This window comes from Neorhizobium alkalisoli, from assembly GCF_007829835.1.
In the GTDB taxonomy this organism is placed as follows: Bacteria; Pseudomonadota; Alphaproteobacteria; order Rhizobiales; family Rhizobiaceae; genus Neorhizobium.
The window spans coordinates 665,702-683,825 of the sequence record NZ_VIWP01000003.1; the positions used below are offsets into that span (position 1 = coordinate 665,702).

Here is an 18,124-nt window from a genome sequence, read left to right on the forward strand (position 1 = left end):
TGCAGAGCAGATCTGCGCTGCCGAAAATCTGCACTGTCCTAGGAAAGGCGGCAGCTGGTCGCAAATGGCGGATCGAAACCGGCTCCGTCTCTGACACATTCGCGCAAAGACGACGCGGGCAGGACAATCATGAGCGAGATTACGACACCGACATTGCCGGAAACCGAAACGCCCGCCGCCCCGGAGCGGGCCAGACGCTCGGGTGGACGCGGCGGCATGCGCCAGCGCACAGGCTCCGGCACGGCCAAATACCGCAACCTCGTCAACAATATCGCCCGCACGGAAATCCTCACTCCCGAAACGCTGGACGATATCCATGCCGCTTCGATGACGGTGCTGGAAGAAATCGGCATCGACGTCATTCTGCCGGAAGCGCGGGATCGGATGAAGGCGGCCGGTGCCCATGTCACGCCGGGCTCGGAACGGGTGCGCTTCGACCGCGGCCTGATCGAGGAAATGATCGCCTTCGCCCCGAAGTCCTTCACGATGCACGCCCGCAATCCGGCCCGCAATGTCGAGATCGGCGGCAACAATCTCGTCTTTGCGCAGGTCGCATCCGCGCCTTTCGTCGCCGACCGCGAAGGCGGTCGTCGCGCCGGCAATCAGGAAGACTATCGCAAGCTGATCAAGCTCGCCCAGCATTACGACATCATCCACACGACCGGCGGCTACCCGGTCGAGCCGATCGATATCCACGCTTCGGTGCGCCATCTCGACTGCCTGTCGGATCTGGTAAAGCTGACCGACAAGGTGTTTCACTGCTATTCGCTCGGCCAGCAACGCAATCTCGACGGGCTTGAGATCGCCCGCATCGGCCGCGGCATTTCCATGGAACAGATGGAAAAGGAGCCCTCGCTCTTCACCGTCATCAACTCGTCTTCGCCGCTCCGCCTCGACGGACCCATGATGCAAGGCATTATCGAAATGTCGTCGCGCGGACAGGTCGTCATCATGACGCCCTTCACGCTGGCCGGTGCCATGGCGCCGGTGACGATCGCCGGCGCCCTCGTGCAGCAGAATGCCGAGGCGCTGGCCGGCATCGCCTTTACCCAGATGGTGAAGAAAGGCGCGCCGGTCATGTATGGCGGCTTCACCTCGAATGTCGACATGAAGACCGGCGCGCCGGCCTTCGGCACGCCGGAATATATGAAGGCGGTCATGGCCGGCGGCCAGCTGGCCCGCCGCTACGGCATTCCCTACCGCACGTCGAATACCAATGCCGCCAATACGCTCGATGCGCAGTCCGCCTATGAAAGCGCCATGTCGCTCTGGGCGCTGACGCAGGGCGGCGGCAATTTCATCCTGCATTCCGCCGGCTGGACGGAAGGCGGCCTGACGGCCTCGTTCGAAAAATTCATCCTCGACGTCGACATGCTGCAGATGGTCGCCGAATTCCTGACTCCGCTCGATGTCAGCACCGATGCGCTGGCTCTGGACGCCGTCCGCGAAGTCGGCCCCGGCGGCCATTACTTTGGCACCGCCCACACACTCGCCCGCTACGAAAACGCCTTCTATTCGCCAATCCTGTCGGACTGGCGCAATTTCGAGACATGGACAGAAGCCGGCCGGCCGACCACCTACGATCATGCCAACCGCGTCTACAAGGAAGCGCTTGCCGCCTATCAGCAGCCGGCCCTTGATCCGGCGATCGAAGAAGAGCTCGATGCCTTCGTCGCGAGGCGCAAGGCCGAAGGCGGCGTGCCGACGGATTTCTGAACCGGCGGCGAGCCCCCTCGCCCCGCAATCACTTACCGCGCATCGGCACGGCCGGAGGGCCAGGTCGATAGTGCCTGCTCGGCAACCGCATTCAGCGCCTCGCGGCCGAACCCGGCCTTGGCCTGCACGGCCATGCCGTGGAGGATGACGAGCACGAAGGACGACAGCACCTGCGGATCTGCAGTCTCCGGCAGATCGCCCTCCGCCTTCGCTTTTTCGAAACGTTCGCGAAGCAGCTCCCCACCGGCCGCCCGCGCTTCGATCAGCGCCTGACGCACCGGCTCAGCCTCATCGGACCCCGCAAGCACACCATTGATGCCGAGACATCCGGTGTGTTCGGGGTAGCGGGTATTGAGATCGATCGCATTGGAAAAGATATGCGCCACGACCTCCCGTGAGGTCGGCAGCTTGAGCGCCACCGGAATATAATCGAGATAACGCTCATAATAACGCTGCAGCGCCAGCCGGAAGAGCGCTTCCTTGTTGCCGAAGGCAGAATAGAGCGCAGGTCTCTCCACCCCGGCCGCCTCCGTCAGGTCGGCATAGGACGCGCCCTCATAGCCCTTGCGCCAGAAGACACAGAGCGCCGCATCCAGCGCTTTATCGACGTCGAATTCGCGATGGCGTCCCATCAGAACAATCCCGAGGTTTTCATAACGGTCGTTATTAAACCACTTGACAGTCGATGTCCACATTTCATAACGATCGTTATCGTAACAGTCGTTACGTAAAAATCATCACTGCCGCCGACAGGAAACCGGTGGCTCAAACAGTGTGGAAAGGACAGTCCATGTCGAACCTCTTGAAGGGCAAGGTCGCCCTGGTGACAGGCGGCTCGCGCGGCCTTGGCGCAGCTACGGCAGAAGCACTTGCCGATCTCGGTGCAGACATCGCGATCAGCTATGTCGCTTCTGCGGAAAAGGCCGAAGCCGTCGTCGAAAAGTTGAAGGCGAAGGGCGTTCGGGCGCTCGCGATCAAAAGCGACCAGGCCGATATGGCAGCAGCAAAGCCGCTTGTGGAGAAGGTCATCGCCCATTTCGGCAAGCTCGACATCCTCGTCAACAATGCCGCGATCGCGGTACAGGGCAAGACGGTCGATGATCCCGCCCTCGACACGGTCAACCTCGATCGCCAATGGCAGATCAATGTCATGGGCGCGGTCGCAACGACGCGCGCGGCTGCACCTGTTCTCTCCGATGGCGGCCGCATCCTCTTCATCGGCTCGGCGCTCGGGACACACGTTCCCTTCGCCGGCACTGCCGATTATGCCGGCAGCAAGGCGGCGCTGATCGGTTATGCAAAGGGTGTCGCGCGCGACCTTGGCGGCCGCAATATCACCGCCAATGTGGTCCAGCCGGGCGTCATGCCGACCGATATGGCAACGGCCGTCCTGGGTGACGAAATCCCCGCAGCACTGCTTGACCTGCACCCGATCCGCCGGATCGCGACGCTGGAGGAAGTGGCCGCCCTCGTCTGCCATCTCGCAGGCCCGAATGGCGGTTACATCACCGGCAGCGTCATCGACGTGGCCGGCGGGATCGCAATCTGACCTTGCCTGCGGGCGTCCTTTGGGGCGCCCTCATCGGCCCCCGAAACAGGAAATTTGCGATCGTCTGCCCATCCCCTTCCCGAGTGACGGTGCGGTGACGCGCGATGCGTATCATCCACATACCGACCTTCCTGTTGGTTGGCTCCGGCTGTTGCGCGATAACCCCATCACGCAACAGCCGCAACGTCTTGCGTCGGGGGGCGCTTTACAGGCATGAAGTATTTCATTCTGAGCGGCACTGCAGTTTTGAGCCTCTGGGTCGCCGGTGCCGGGCTATTGATCTACATTTACCCCTGAGCGATTCCGGGCGCGAGAGGCTTGAAGCCTGCTCGGCGGCGGGTTCATTCCTTCGATAGGCTGATCCCAAGCCGCGCCTGAAACGCTCACGCCTGGCCTGTCCCGCAGCTCGGCATGCCGATGCAGATTCGCCGCGATCGAAAATCGGCCATTCTTCGATCCGCCGCGATTTTGCCGGCTTTTAGCCACAATGCGCAGCAGCAGTTGCCGCCCCTTGGCAAAAGGCAACTTGCGGATGGACGAGCCTGAACGGACGTTCAGACTACTCTTCAAAAAACACCTTGAAACCGCCCAGATCCGGCATGATCCTTCATCCCGTACCTTGAAGAAAAGGGGCCGTACCCTGACGAAAAAGGGAAAGGAACAAACTCATGTCCGTAATGCAAAGAACTGTCTCTGCGGGCCTTGTCGCTCTGACGCTTGGCGGCGCACTTGCCGCAACCGCTCCGGCCGCCGAAGCGCGCGACTATTATCGTCACAACAATGTCTGGCCGGGTGTAGCAGCCGGTCTGGCCGGCGGCATTATCGGCGGCGCGATCATCGCCGGCGCGACCCAGCCGGTCTATGCCGCACCGGCCTATGCCCCCGGCTACGCCTATGCGCCGCCTCCGCCCCCGCCGCCGGTCTATTACCGCCCGGCCTATTACCCTGCGCCGTCCTGCCATTATGAATGGGCGCGCAACGAATGGGGCGAAGGCTATCGAGTCCGCGTCTGCCCCGGCTACTGAACCGATTTCCATGACAATGATGGCCCGCTTCGACAAGGAGCGGGCCATGCTATTCAAGGCACTCAGCTGGCCCGACAGGCTGGCGACATTTTGCACCTGCGAAAGATTTCCTTGACTTTTTGGCGCAAAAGCACCAAATGCCGCTCAAGCTTTCACCTTCCGGCCGCCGCGTGAGCTGGCCCCGCGTCCAAGATATGCGCGAAGAAGGAACAAGGCGCACAGATAGATCGCCCTGACCATCAGGGTTTAAGCGCTGGAAAGTTTTTTCCAACTTGCAAGTTCCCACTTCACGCGGGGTTCTTGACGCCAAAGGCAGACCGAACGGCATGGGGCCGTTTCGGCGCGTACGCTTTTGGCGCCCCGAAAGGTATTCGACTTGACGAATTTCCAGGAGCTTGGCCTGACCAAGCAGCTCGTCGCCGCTCTTTTTGCACTCGGCTACGAGACGCCTACTCCGATCCAGGAACAGGCCATTCCCAAGCTTCTCGAAGGCCGCGACATGATCGGCCTCGCCCAGACCGGCACCGGCAAGACTGCCGCCTTCGGTCTCCCCCTCATTGAAATGCTCATCAAGGAGCAGAAGCGCCCCGACAACCGGACAGCTCGTACGCTGATCCTGGCGCCGACGCGCGAACTGGTCAACCAGATCGCCGTCAACCTCAAGGCCTATGTCCGCAACACGCCGCTGAAGATCAACGCCGTCGTCGGCGGTGCCTCGATCAACAAGCAGCAGCAGATGCTGGAAAAGGGCACCGACATTCTCGTCGCCACCCCCGGCCGCCTGCTTGACCTTGTTGCCCGCCGCGCGATCGGCCTCACCACCGTACGTTACCTGGTCCTCGACGAAGCCGACCAGATGCTCGACCTCGGCTTCATCCATGATCTGCGCAAGATTTCCAAGATGGTTCCGGCCAAGCGCCAGACCCTGCTCTTCTCGGCCACCATGCCGAAGGCGATCGCCGATCTGGCCGCAGACTTCCTCAAGGATCCGGTCCACGTCTCCGTGACGCCTCCGGGCAAGGCTGCCGACAAGGTCGAGCAGTATGTCCATTTCGTCGCCGGCAAGAACGACAAGACCGAGCTTCTGAAGAAGTCGCTGGAAGAGAACCCGGAAGGCCGCGCCATGGTTTTCATGCGCACCAAGCACACCGCGGAAAAGCTCTCCAAGCATCTCGAGCATATCGGCTTCAAGGTTGCCTCGATCCACGGCAACAAGAGCCAGGGCCAGCGTGAGCGCGCGCTCAAGGCTTTCCGTGACAACGAGATCCGCGTTCTCGTCGCCACCGACGTCGCTGCCCGCGGCATCGACATCCCGGGCGTCAGCCACGTCTTCAACTACGACCTGCCGGAAGTGCCGGACGCCTACGTTCACCGTATCGGCCGTACCGCCCGCGCCGGTCGCGACGGGATCGCGATCGCCTTCTGCGCGCCGGATGAAACCGGCCTGCTGCGCGATATCGAAAAGCTGATGAATATCGAGATTACCACGGCTTCGGGCGAACGTCCGGAAGCCCTGAACCGTCCGGCCCGCCCCGGCAGCAAGCGCGGCGGCAACGGCCAGTCGCGCGGTCGCGGCAATGGTGGCGAGCGCTCCGGCGGCGAAGGCCGTCCCGAGCGTCGTGCCCGCCCGGCCCGCAAGCCCTTCTTCGAAGGTGAAGGCGCCGAAGGCGGTGCCCGCGCAGAACGCCCTGCCCGTCCGGCCCGCGCCAATGGCGATCGTCCGAACGGCGGCCGCCCCCAGGGTGATCGCCCGCATGGCGATCGTCCCCACGGTGACCGTCCGAAGCGCGACAACCGTCGCAACGAGGATTTCCGCGGCCAGCGTCGTGGCGAAGAAATGCCGCGTTCGGAAGGCGATAACGATCTCGCCGGCTCGACCACGGATTTCCGTCCCGCCAAGAAGCAGTTCGGTCCGCAGGGCGGCCCGCGGCCGCAGCGCAAGGCTGGCCAGGGCAATGGCAACGGCAATGGCGGCAATCGCGAACATGCGGCCCACGGCGCGCATGAGCCGGAAGCCCAGCGCAAGGCCCATAACAACGGCCCCAAGAACGCTGGCAACAATGGCCAGAACCGCCATGCACCGCAGAGCGAAAACCGCGGCCCGGTTCGTTTCGGCAATGACAGCCGCAACGAGAACCGCGGCGGTGGCCACGAAGGCCGCAAGCGCCGCCCGGCTTCCGCATAAGGCCTGATCGGCCGCCCAAAAACAAAAGCCTCCCGGGAAAACCACCCGGGAGGCTTTTTTGTCTTCAGCAGCGGGTTAGGCGATCGGCATCGAAATTCGATAGTGAATCACAATATATCCACCTGAAATTCTTTTCACGAAAGCATCTTGAATTGCGCTCCGTGTTTAAAAAATAATTTAATATTGCATAAAAAATAAATTAAGCTCGAAACTCGTATTTGTTTCCGCACGATTAATCTTCGATCACGTCGGAAGCAGCCATGTTTAAATCAGCAAAGATAAGCGTCATTCTGCCGGCTTTGTTCGGCCTCACAGTTTTATTGATCATTCTCCAGGGCGGATTGGGACTTCGATACGTATCCCAGCTCGAATCCGAGAGCGGCAATATTGCCCGCCGGATGGAGCGTTCGCTGACGATCTCCTCGCTCGACGGACTGATGGGCGATATCCGTCGTTATTACCTGATCATGCTCGCGGCCGACACCGCCAGCGAGCGGCAGAGCCAGCTGGAGCAGATCCAGAAAAAGACCCAGACGCGCGACACCGCCCTTGAGCAGTATGGCGCGAGCATGACGATTGCCGCTGCCAAGGAGAAATTTGCCGGATTGCGCACCGCCATTAGCGAATTCGACGGTCTGGGTGCCAACTTCGTCAAGGCAGTTGAGGCCGGCAATATGGCCGAGGCCAAGACCCTGACAGCAGCCATGACGAAGAAGGGAACGCAGGTCGGCCTGACCCTTGACGAACTGGTCAGCGACAATACCGCACGAGGTGTCGAGGATCGCAGCCGCGCAAGCAAAGCGGCCTCCGCAGCGGTCACGGCAACGGTCATCGGCATTCTGGTTTCCGTGGCGATTGCCGCCGGCGCAGCCTTCATGAGCATCGTGCGGGTCACGCGACCGATCTCGCGCATTACCGGCGCGATGAATGTGCTGGCCTCCGGCAATAACCGGGTCGAGATCCCCTACGCCGACCGCCATGATGAAATCGGCGAGATGGCGGAAGCCGTGGCAGTTTTCCGGACCAACGCCCTGGAGCGCGAGCGGCTGGAGCAGGAAACCGAAGCCAACCGTTCGATGAGTGAAAAGGAGCGCATCGCCCGCGAAGAGCAGAAGGCGCGCGAAGCCGCCGACGTGGCCTTTGCCGTCGACAATCTCGGCCTCGGCCTGCAAAAGCTTTCGGATGGCGACATGACATTCAGGCTCGCCCAGCCGTTTGCCGACCAGCTGGACCAGTTGCGCGTCAACTTCAACGACTCGCTGACCAAGCTGAACGGCGCCCTCCGCGATGTCGGCGAAAATGCCCGCCTCATCGATGCCGGCGCCAACGAAATCCGCTCGGCTGCCCACGATCTCGCCAAGCGCACCGAACAGCAGGCCTCTTCCGTTGAAGAAACGGCAGCGGCATTGGAGGAAGTCACCACCGCCGTCAAGGATTCCGCCATCCGCGCCAGTGAAGCCGGCAAGCTTGTCGAACAGACCCATGTCAGCGCCGAAAAATCGGGCGATATCGTCCGCCAGGCCGTGACCGCCATGGAGGCGATTGAGGCATCGTCGAGCGAGATCGGCAACATTATCGGCGTCATCGACGACATCGCCTTCCAGACCAACCTGCTGGCGCTGAACGCCGGCGTCGAGGCGGCGCGCGCTGGTGAAGCCGGCAAGGGCTTTGCCGTCGTCGCCCAGGAAGTGCGCGAACTGGCACAGCGTTCGGCCAAGGCCGCGCTCGAGATCAAGGCCCTGGTCAAGAGCTCCGGCGACAAGGTCCGTGACGGTGTGGATCTCGTCGGTGAGACCGGCAACGCGCTTTCCGCCATCGCCGCCGACGTCCAGAAGATAAACGCCAATGTCGGCTCGATCGTCATTTCGTCGCGCGAACAGTCGACCGGGCTGCACGAGATCAATACGGCCGTCAATCAGATGGATCAGGGCACCCAGCGCAATGCCGCCATGGTCGAGCAGACCAACGCGGCAAGCCACAGCCTTGCCCAGCAGGCCGGCGCCCTGATGCAGCTTCTGGCCCAGTTCAAGCTGGACGAAAAAGGCAACAACATCCGGCCGGCAACGGCATCGTCCCCCGCCATCGCCTCGCCCGCCCGCAGCATCCGGACCCGCCTGGCATCGGCACTGGGTGGCAAGGCAACGGCTGCCGCTGCAGAACAGGAATGGTCGGAGTTCTGAGACCCTATCTCAGGCCGTCTGCTCACAGGACATGGGCCGGGGCACGGCAAGAGGGACATGAAATGGAAAGGGCCGTCAGACGGCCCTTTTCTGTTTTTTCAGGCAAAAAATGAATAGTCGCGAGCGATCAACACGCCAGATATGAAAGCTCAACCGCGCGCCGCAGACCACAATTTGTCGCAGCATTCGCGAGCAGCCTGCGACCCTTTTCAGCATGCTCCGCGCAACGGATGATCATTTGCATAAGTTTTCATCCACCCGGTTTGATTGACTTCGAAAACCAGCGATCCACTTGCTTTATAATGGTCCGTTCTGCGGCTCTTTTGCGCAATACAAAAGATTTCGAGAACGGGCTCCGGAACTGCGCATGGTTCTTGCATTGCCAATCGCATTGTACTCTTATGGTCAAAAAACGAGGGGAATTCATCTTTGGCATTTGATGAAATGTTGACTGCGGAGGATCTTCCGCGCCCGCCCTACAAGACCTACCATGAGTGGTACGCCAGTCAGGACACCGCCCACCTGATCCGCAAGACTCAGGACGCGGAAAACATCTTTCGAAAGACCGGCATCACCTTCGCCGTTTACGGTCACGCCGACAGTTCCGAAAAACTGATCCCCTTCGACATCATCCCGCGCATCATTGCCGCCCGCGAATGGCGCAAGCTCGCACAAGGCATCGAGCAGCGGGTTCTGGCGATCAATGCCTTTCTCGACGACATCTACCACAAGCAGGAAATCATCAAGGCCGGCCGCATTCCGCGTGAGCTGATCGAGAAGAACGTCGCCTTCCTGCCCGAAATGATCGGCTTCAAGCCGCCGGGCGGCGTCTATACCCATATCGTCGGCACCGACATCGTGCGCACCGGCGAAGACCAGTTCTACGTGCTGGAAGACAATGCCCGCACGCCTTCCGGCGTCTCCTACATGCTGGAGAACCGCGAGACGATGATGCAGATGTTCCCCGAGCTCTTTGCCCAGAACAAGGTGAAGCGCGTCGAGGACTATCCGCGGCTTCTGCGCCAGTCGCTTGCCGCCTGCGCGCCTCCCGGCTGCACCGGCCGCCCGCGCGTCGCGGTACTCACCCCCGGCATCTACAATTCAGCCTATTACGAACATTCCTTCCTCGCCGACCAGATGGGCGTCGAGCTTGTCGAAGGTTCGGACCTTCGCGTCATCGACGGCCGGGTAAAGATGCGCACGACGCGCGGCTACGAGGCGATCGACGTCCTCTATCGCCGCGTCGATGACGACTTCCTCGACCCCCTCACCTTCCGCGCCGATTCGGCGCTCGGCGTGCCGGGCATCATGGACGTCTACCGTGCCGGCAATATCACCATCGCCAACGCCCCCGGCACCGGCATTTCCGACGACAAGGCAATCTATTCCTACATGCCCGAAATCGTCGAATTCTATACCGGCCGCAAGGCTCTGCTCGAAAACGTGCCGACCTGGCGCTGTTCCGAGCCGGACAGCCTCAAATACGTGCTGGAACACATCGAGGAACTGGTGATCAAGGAAGTGCACGGCTCCGGCGGCTACGGCATGCTGGTCGGCCCGACCGCGACGAAGAAGGAATGTTCCGACTTCGCGGCAAAACTGGCCGCAAAGCCCGGCAATTACATCGCCCAGCCGACGCTGGCGCTCTCCACCGTACCGATCTTCGTCAACAAGGGCATCGCGCCACGTCACGTCGACCTGCGCCCCTATGTGCTTGTCTCCGACAAGGTCAATATCATTCCCGGCGGGCTGACCCGCGTGGCGCTGAAGCAGGGCTCGCTGGTGGTCAATTCCAGCCAGGGCGGCGGCACCAAAGATACCTGGGTTCTGGAGGACTGACGCGAATGTTGGGAAGAACCGCAAACGGTTTGTATTGGATGTTCCGCTATATCGAGCGTGCTGAAAACATCGCGCGCCTCGTTGATGCAGGTCTGCGCGTGTCCCTGACCCGCGCTGGATCAAGCGATGAAGACTGGGATGGCGTGCTGCAGAGCGCCGGCGTCCGCGAGGCCTATTCCGAGGTGCACGCGGAGCTGACGGCCGCCAACGCGATCGACTATCTCCTGAGTGACCGGTCCAACCTGTCGAGCGTCATGTCCTGCATCGACGCTGGCCGCAATAATGCCCGCATGGTGCGCACGGCGCTCACCCGCGAGACCTGGGAAGCGACCAACGAAGCCTGGATCGACCTCAAAGCACGGCTTTCCAAAAAACTGAAGCCGACCGACATGCCGGAGCTGATCGACGTCATCAAGAACCGCTGCGGCCTGATCCGCGGCGCCTTCCACGGCTCGATGCTGCGAAACGAGATCTACAATTTCTCGCGCATCGGAACCTTTATCGAGCGCGCCGACAATACGAGCCGCATTCTCGACGTGAAATATTACGTGCTCCTGCCCTCGATCAGCCAGGTCGGTGGCGCGCTCGACAATTTCCAGTGGGAATCGATCCTGCGTTCGGTCTCGGCGCACCGGTCCTATGGCTGGGTCTATGATGGCGAATACCAGGCCGCCAACATTGCCGACTTCCTGATCCTCAACGGTCGCATGCCGCGTTCGCTCGCCTATTGCTACGCCAAGATCGTCAGCAATCTCGGCTATCTGGAAGCCGACTACGGCGAGCGGCACAAGGCCCATGACACGGCCCATTCGATCAAAGCGATGCTCACCCGCGGTTCGATGACCGACATCATGGAACAGGGGCTGCATGAGTTCATCGAGGATTTTGTCGGCCGCAACAACCAGTTGAGCGCCGAAATCTCCGACGGCTACCGCTTTAACCAGTAGGACTGCCTGCAGCAAGGATGAAGCCATGCGGCTGAAAATCTCGCATACCACCGAATATCGTTACGACGAGCCGGTCCCTTATTCGCTGCAGCGCCTGCGGCTGACGCCGACCGACGGCCCGATGCAGAAAGTCCTGGACTGGAAGGTCGAGGTCGACGGCGCCAAGGTCGAGGCGGGTTACGCCGACCAGTTCGGCAACCGTGTCGAGCTTGTCTCGGCGGAAGGCACCGAACACCTGATCCGCATCACCGCGTCGGGCGAAGTTGAGACTTTCGACAAGGCCGGTGTTTTCGGCCCGCATCAGGGCTTTTGTCCTCTCTGGCTTTTCCTGCGTGAAACGCCGCGGACAAAAGCCGGCAAGCTGATCAAGGAACTTGCCAAAAGCCTGAAGGGCGACAGCGAGCTTGCAAAAATGCATGCGCTGATGGAGGCGATCAACGAGACAGTTGCCTACACGCCCGGCACGACAACGACCGAAACCATGGCCGAGGAAGCGCTGGCGGCCCAGAACGGCGTCTGCCAGGACCACGCCCATATCTTCATCTCGGCAGCGCGACTGATCGGCATCCCGGCCCGCTACATCTCCGGTTACCTGCTGATGGACGGCGAGACCGAACAGGTGGCGGCACATGCCTGGGCCGAAGCCCATATTCCCGGCCTCGGCTGGGTCGGCTTCGACGCCGCCAACAAGGTCTGCCCCGACGACCGTTATGTCCGTGTTGCGTCCGGCCTCTGCTACCGCGACTGCGCCCCCGTCTCGGGCATGCGCATCGGCTCCGCAGGAGAAAACCTCAAGGTTTCGCTGACGGTGGAACCGAGTGGCGGGCAGAGCCAGACGCAGAGTCAGTCTTAGGCGCATCTCCAACCTCAGGATTGGCATCATCATAGGGGAGGAGCAAAATCCCCCTGACGGCGTGCCAATCCTCCGGATCGCAAGCCGGTGAAAAGGGATCATCGAAGCGAAGCACTGAGCCCTCCATCGCTCCAATGATGGTCTCGATGGTCTTGTTCTCATCCTCAGCCATTGCGCAGCCCCCGAAGCTCGTTTGCCTTTAGTCGCTTCAAGGGAAGAGCACACCACTCCGCAAGCCTTGCACCATCTCGGCATGATCCATTGCCGCCCCAGACAAGAGGGTAAGGCATGCTGTTTGGACAATCGGTCTTCCAGTCGGTCGTGACACGTCTGAAGGAAGAAAGCGACGAGGCTCAGAAGGAAGAGCCTGTCGTCGGTTTCCGCATCCATGGGCTCGCGACGGGTTTCGTGGCAGAAACCAGCGACGAAACGTTTACCGCCGGTACGAACACGGAAGCCTATTTCGATTTTCTGCCGGAAATTCAGCCCTTCGAACCCGAAAAGCCGGCCCCGGCGCCAGAACCTCCGCCCGCTCCAATTATTCCAAAACATCTGCTTCGGCTGACGACCGAAGAGATCGCCGAAGAACTGGCGCTCGACAAGGAGACGACGGAAGCGGCGCTCAACGAAAAACGCCGCAAGTTCGCCAAGGCCAACCATCCCGATGGCGTGCCGGAAGATTTTCGCGATAATGCCACCCGGCGCATGCAGATCGCCAACCTCCTGATCGACACCGCAATCAAGAACCTGTTCTGGCGATAATCAGAAATCCGGCCCGGCGTTTATTCCGGGGCTTCGTCGCGCGGCTTTGCCGGCGGATCGCGCTTTTCGATGAAAAGCTTGTAGGCTGCAAAGGCGCCAAGCCCACCGGAAATCGCCGCCCAGACGCCCGAACCGGCAAACAGCTCGAAAATGGCCCAGGCGAAGCAGACGGCCGGGATCATGATTCGACGCCAGAGCGGCTCGTAAAACGGGTGGTTCGGATCGATCATCGTTTCAGGCTCCTGCTGCCGCGGCGGCAAGGTTTGGCCGCGCCAGAACGATATCCCTGTCCACGAGCGAAAAAGCAAGGTTCTGGTGTCCTTCGAACACCAGGGAGGGTTCATCGGCCACAACCGTCAGCTTCGGCATGCCGGAAAGCCGAACGGTCTGCGACTGCGACAGCCCCTCCTCCAGACCGGCCTGCAGAAGGTCCTGATACCGCGTGCCTGGCCCAGTGAGAAAAACCGGCATGTGGCCATGCAGGCTGAACAGCCGCGACAGCCCGTTGCCGAACGCGACACCCGCCTGCCGGAAGGCGAACTGGGCACGGCGATGCCCTTGCCGGGCCTGCAGCGCGATCCTGTCGATCTCCACGACCGGCACGAATTTGGCCGGGATCGTGTCGTCAGGCACCTCGAAAGCGGCGCGCAGGATGGCGTAAAATCCGGCATAGGCCTCGATACAGCCCCGCGCACCGCAGCGACAAAGACCGCCCTGCGCCAGATGCAGCATATGCCCGAAATTCGGCGCCAACACCTCCGCCTCGCCGGATGCTGACTGTCGGGCAATACCGAGCCCGATACTGTGGCCGAGGGAAAGAGCCGCAAGCTCCGTCACCACCTCTCCGGATTTGGCCTGCCGGGCACGAAGGGCCTCTGCCACCAGCAACGTCTCATTGCTCAAGATAATCCGGGCCGCCCAGCTGGAACCCAACAAATCGGAAAAATCCACCGCCGCCGCACCGAGCACCGGCGACCACAAAAGCACCGGATGGGCCGCATCCACCAGCCCCTTGCTGCTGATCGAGATGGCAAGCACGGCGGCCCGTTCGATACGCGACCGCGTTACCAGTCGCTCGAGCGCCGCCGAGATCGCTTGACCAAAAGCCTGCACATCCGCCTGCCCTCGCGGCTCCGAAAACCGGTCGAGCAGCGTACCCGCATAATCGACCAGCGAATACTGGATCATGTCCGAGGAAATGCTGGCGGTGATGACATAACCGCAATCGCGCCGCTGTCCGAACAGAACGCGCGGACGGCCGCGGCCCGACGCGATGCCCGGCTGTGGCGGCTGCTCGCTCTTCTCGATGATCCCCGCCCGTTCCAAATCGGCAGTGATGGCGGAGACCGTGGCGGAAGCCAGCCCTGTGGCGGCTCCTATCTCCGTATGGGCAAGCAGTCCCTGACGGCGCAGCGCGGAAAGAACCAGCGCGCTGTTCTGCTGCCGCAGCTGTTCGGTCCCCGTTCGTGTCGGGCCCGTTTTTGCCAGCCCCATCCTTGTCAGCATCGCTGCCGATCCCTGCCCTGTTATGCCTTTGCCGGCCGCTTTGTACACATTTTCGACAGGCCGGAAACCGCATTTCAACTGCCGATTGACAGCCTTAAAAATCTCTGACATTTAATTTCTCGACTGTCGAGAAAAAAGCGGGAGGCGCCTTTTCCGACAGCGATCCGGCGGCGGGCAGCGTGGAGGATTCGCGCCCGTTTGCTGTCACCCGGGAGGACAATATGAGATCACTCGTCAAGCTGATGGCCGGCGCGGCCATCGTCGTATCCATGCATTCCGCCGCCATGGCGGCACAGACCGTCGTCGGCGTATCCTGGTCGAATTTCCAGGAAGAACGCTGGAAGACCGATGAGGCCGCCATCAAGAAGGCGCTCGAAGCCGCCGGCGCCAAATATATTTCCGCCGATGCCCAGTCGTCCGCCGCAAAGCAGCTGACCGATGTCGAATCGCTGATTTCGCAAGGCGCCAATGCTCTGATCGTGCTGGCGCAGGACAGTGACGCGATCGGCCCGGCCATCGAAAAGGCGTCCGCCGAAGGCATTCCGGTCGTCGGTTACGACCGCCTGATCGAAAACCCGGACGCCTTCTACATCACCTTCGACAACAAGGAAGTCGGCCGCCTGCAGGCGCAGGGCGTGTTCAAGGTAAAGCCGGAAGGCAATTACGTCTTCATCAAGGGCTCGTCCGCCGACCCGAACGCGGACTTCCTGTTTTCGGGCCAGATGGAAGTGCTGAAGGCCGCCATCGATGCCGGCAAAATCAAGAATGTCGGCGAGGCCTATACCGACGGCTGGAAGCCTGAGAACGCCCAGAAAAACATGGAGCAGTTCCTCACCAAGAACAACAACAAGGTCGATGCGGTCGTCGCTTCGAATGACGGCACGGCCGGCGGCGCGATCGCGGCCCTCGACGCACAGGGCATGGCCGGCACGGTTCCGGTTTCCGGCCAGGATGCCGACAAGGCCGCGCTCAACCGCGTCGCCCTCGGCACCCAGACGGTTTCCGTCTGGAAGGATTCGCGAGAGCTCGGCAAGAACGCCGCCGAAATCGCGCTTTCTCTCGCCGGCGGCAAGAAGCTCACTGAGATCAAGGGCGTGCAGGTATTCGAAGGCGGCCCGAAGAAGAAGAAGATGCAGTCTGTCTTCCTGAAACCCCAGGCGATCACCAAGGACAATCTCAACCTCGTCATCGACGCCGGCTGGATTTCCAAGGCGGAAGCCTGCCAGGGCGTCAAGGCCGGCACGGTCGCTGCCTGCAAGTGATGCCGCAGGACTGATCCCAAAATCATCCCGACGCCGTAGCGGTTTCGCCGCGGCGTCGGTTTCGGCATGAGGACGGCGCCATCGCCCGGTTCAGGGCAAAGGTACCGACAGAGAGGGAACGGCAGATTATGGCCGACACGGCGCATTCCACGACGAATACCGCAGCTTCGGCCAAGAGCGGTAAGGCAGAGGGTAATCCCCTCGCCCGCTTTTTCCGCGCCACCGAGATCGATACGCGCATGCTCGGCATGGTCGGCGCGCTTTTGATCATCTGGGTGGGTTTCCACATCCTGACCGGCGGGCTTTTCCTCACGCCGCGCAATCTCTGGAATCTTTCGGTCCAGACCGCCTCCGTCGCCGTCATGGCGACCGGCATGGTGCTCGTCATCGTCACCCGCAATATCGACCTTTCGGTCGGCTCCATCCTAGGCTTCACCGGCATGGTGATGGGCGTGCTGCAGGCGCGTTTCCTGCCGTCGCTGCTCGGCTTCGACCATCCGGCGATCTGGGTCATCGCACTTGCCGGCGGTCTTGTCGTCGGCGGACTGATCGGCACGTTGCACGGCATGATCATCGCCTTTCTCGGTGTCCCCTCCTTCATCGTCACGCTCGGCGGCCTGCTTGTCTGGCGTGGCGCCACATGGTTCGTCACGAGCGGCCAGACGGTGGCACCGATGGACGTCAATTTCCGCCTGATGGGCGGCGGCACGGAAGGTTCGATCGGCGCCACCTGGAGCTGGGTCGTCGGCATTATCGCCTGCCTCGCGATCATCGCCGCCATCATCAACGCTCGCCACCAGCGCAAGCGCTTTCATTTCCCGCGCCGGCCGATCTGGGCCGAATATGTGCTGGTCGCGCTCGGCTGTTTCATCGTGCTCGGCGCGGTCATGATCGCCAACGACTATTACTGGCCGATCAACATCGCCCGCCGTTATGCGGAGGCGAACAACATCCCCTGGCCCGAAGGCGGCCTCCTGATCTCGCAGGGCATAGCCATTCCTGTACTGATGGCGATCGGCGTCGGCATCGTCATGACCTTCATCGCCACCCGCCTGCGCTTTGGCCGCTACGTCTTTGCGATCGGCGGAAACCCGGAAGCCGCGGAACTCGCTGGTATCAAGACCCGCTGGGTGACGGTGAAAATCTTCGCGCTGATGGGCGTGCTCTGCGCCATTGCCGCGGCGATCTCGACCGCCCGCCTCAACGCCGCCACCAATGCCCAAGGCGAGCTCGACGAACTTTATACGATCGCGGCTGCCGTGATCGGCGGCACTTCGCTCTCCGGCGGCATGGGCACGATTGCCGGCGCCATGCTCGGCGCGCTCGTCATGCAGTCGCTGCAATCCGGCATGGTCCTGCTCGGCATAGACACGCCCTTCCAGCGCATCGTCGTCGGCGTCGTGCTTGTCATGGCCGTCTGGCTCGACACCGTTTATCGCGCCAGATCCAAGTAAGAACAGGAGATTTGACCGTGACGGACCAGACCACCGCACTCGTGGAAATGAAGAACATTTCCATCTCCTTCGGCGGCATTCATGCAGTCGAGAATGCTTCGATCGACCTTTTCCCCGGCGAAGTCGTGGCCCTGCTTGGCCATAACGGCGCCGGCAAATCGACGCTGATCAAAATCCTGTCGGGCGCCTATCGCCGCGATGCCGGCGACATCCTGATCAACGGCGAGGACGCCGACATCCGCAACCCGCGCGACGCCAAGAAATACGGAATCGAGACGATCTATCAGACACTCGCCGTTGCCGACAATGTCGATGCAGCCGCCAATCTCTATCTCGGCCGCGAGCTGCAGACCAAATGGGGCACGCTGGACGACGTTGCGATGGAGGCCAATACCCGCGAGGTGATGGGCCGGCTGAACCCGAATTTCAAGCGCTTCAAGGAGCCGGTCAAGGCGCTCTCCGGCGGCCAGCGGCAATCGGTGGCGATCGCCCGCGCCATTCTGTTCGATGCCCGCATCCTGATCATGGACGAACCGACGGCAGCACTCGGCCCCCAGGAAACGGCGCAGGTCGGAGACCTGATCAAACAGCTGAAACGCGAGGGCATCGGCATTTTTCTGATCAGCCACGACATCCACGATGTCTTCGACCTCGCCGACCGCGTCTTCGTGATGAAGAACGGAAAGGTCGTCGGCCATGCCAGGACCGGCGACGTGACGAAGGACGAGGTGCTCGGCATGATCATCCTCGGCAAGGTGCCGCCGGGCGCAGTTCCCGGACCGGGCGCGATGAAGTCCGCATGAAGGCAACATCAAGCCTGCCGATCAAATGCTTCTGCGATTTCGC

The 18,124-nt window shown here is 61.6% G+C and carries 15 protein-coding genes; 12 read left to right on the forward strand and 3 right to left on the reverse strand.

Annotated features, from left to right (window positions below; genetic code table 11):
• Positions 1-129: 129 nt before the first annotated feature.
• Positions 130-1,716, forward strand: coding sequence for a trimethylamine methyltransferase family protein (locus FHW37_RS14110; protein ID WP_145637528.1), 1,587 nt, complete (start codon positions 130-132; stop codon positions 1,714-1,716).
• 32 nt (positions 1,717-1,748) lie between these two features.
• Here the strand turns inward: FHW37_RS14110 and FHW37_RS14115 are convergent, their stop codons facing one another.
• Positions 1,749-2,348, reverse strand: coding sequence for a TetR/AcrR family transcriptional regulator (locus FHW37_RS14115; RefSeq protein WP_145637529.1), 600 nt, complete (start codon positions 2,346-2,348; stop codon positions 1,749-1,751).
• 158 nt (positions 2,349-2,506) lie between these two features.
• On the opposite strand from FHW37_RS14115, the gene FHW37_RS14120 reads away from it, so the two are divergent.
• From FHW37_RS14120 to FHW37_RS14160, 8 genes are all read left to right on the forward strand, one after another.
• Positions 2,507-3,265 (forward strand): SDR family NAD(P)-dependent oxidoreductase, encoded by a 759-nt coding sequence (locus tag FHW37_RS14120; protein ID WP_145637531.1) that lies wholly within the window; start codon positions 2,507-2,509, stop codon positions 3,263-3,265.
• A 668-nt stretch (positions 3,266-3,933) separates the two neighbouring features.
• Positions 3,934-4,290, forward strand: a complete 357-nt coding sequence (locus tag FHW37_RS14125) for a hypothetical protein (RefSeq protein ID WP_145637533.1) — start codon at positions 3,934-3,936, stop codon at positions 4,288-4,290.
• Positions 4,291-4,666: 376 nt separating this feature from the next.
• Positions 4,667-6,475: a DEAD/DEAH box helicase gene (locus FHW37_RS14130; RefSeq protein WP_145637534.1), complete on the forward strand. Its 1,809-nt coding sequence runs from the start codon at positions 4,667-4,669 to the stop codon at positions 6,473-6,475.
• A gap of 260 nt (positions 6,476-6,735) precedes the next feature.
• Entirely contained in the window at positions 6,736-8,655 is a 1,920-nt protein-coding gene (locus FHW37_RS14135) for a HAMP domain-containing methyl-accepting chemotaxis protein (protein ID WP_145637536.1), read from the forward strand.
• A 429-nt stretch (positions 8,656-9,084) separates the two neighbouring features.
• Positions 9,085-10,494: a circularly permuted type 2 ATP-grasp protein gene (locus FHW37_RS14140; protein WP_145637538.1), complete on the forward strand. Its 1,410-nt coding sequence runs from the start codon at positions 9,085-9,087 to the stop codon at positions 10,492-10,494.
• Positions 10,495-10,499: 5 nt separating this feature from the next.
• Positions 10,500-11,441 (forward strand): alpha-E domain-containing protein, encoded by a 942-nt coding sequence (locus FHW37_RS14145; protein ID WP_145637540.1) that lies wholly within the window; start codon positions 10,500-10,502, stop codon positions 11,439-11,441.
• Positions 11,442-11,466: 25 nt separating this feature from the next.
• Complete coding sequence (locus FHW37_RS14150; protein ID WP_145637542.1) at positions 11,467-12,294, forward strand: transglutaminase family protein; 828 nt, start codon at positions 11,467-11,469, stop codon at positions 12,292-12,294.
• Positions 12,295-12,582: 288 nt separating this feature from the next.
• Positions 12,583-13,056: a hypothetical protein gene (locus FHW37_RS14160; RefSeq protein WP_145637544.1), complete on the forward strand. Its 474-nt coding sequence runs from the start codon at positions 12,583-12,585 to the stop codon at positions 13,054-13,056.
• A 20-nt stretch (positions 13,057-13,076) separates the two neighbouring features.
• Here the strand turns inward: FHW37_RS14160 and FHW37_RS14165 are convergent, their stop codons facing one another.
• Positions 13,077-13,286: a DUF3329 domain-containing protein gene (locus FHW37_RS14165; RefSeq protein ID WP_145637546.1), complete on the reverse strand. Its 210-nt coding sequence runs from the start codon at positions 13,284-13,286 to the stop codon at positions 13,077-13,079.
• Between the two features lie 4 nt (positions 13,287-13,290).
• A complete protein-coding gene (locus FHW37_RS14170) occupies positions 13,291-14,562 on the reverse strand; it encodes an ROK family protein (RefSeq protein ID WP_246690772.1) in 1,272 nt (423 codons plus the stop codon).
• A 221-nt stretch (positions 14,563-14,783) separates the two neighbouring features.
• Here FHW37_RS14170 and xylF point away from each other — a divergent pair, with 221 nt between their 5' ends.
• The 3 genes from xylF to FHW37_RS14185 all read left to right on the forward strand — a co-directional run bounded on the left by xylF (position 14,784) and on the right by FHW37_RS14185 (position 18,081).
• Entirely contained in the window at positions 14,784-15,824 is a 1,041-nt protein-coding gene (gene xylF / locus FHW37_RS14175) for a D-xylose ABC transporter substrate-binding protein (RefSeq protein WP_145637548.1), read from the forward strand.
• 128 nt (positions 15,825-15,952) lie between these two features.
• Positions 15,953-17,278, forward strand: a complete 1,326-nt coding sequence (locus FHW37_RS14180; RefSeq protein WP_145637550.1) for a sugar ABC transporter permease — start codon at positions 15,953-15,955, stop codon at positions 17,276-17,278.
• Positions 17,279-17,295: 17 nt separating this feature from the next.
• Positions 17,296-18,081 carry an ATP-binding cassette domain-containing protein gene (locus tag FHW37_RS14185; RefSeq protein ID WP_145637552.1) on the forward strand — a complete coding sequence of 262 codons (786 nt, stop codon included), beginning with the start codon at positions 17,296-17,298 and terminating at the stop codon, positions 18,079-18,081.
• The last annotated feature ends 43 nt before the right edge of the window (positions 18,082-18,124 follow it).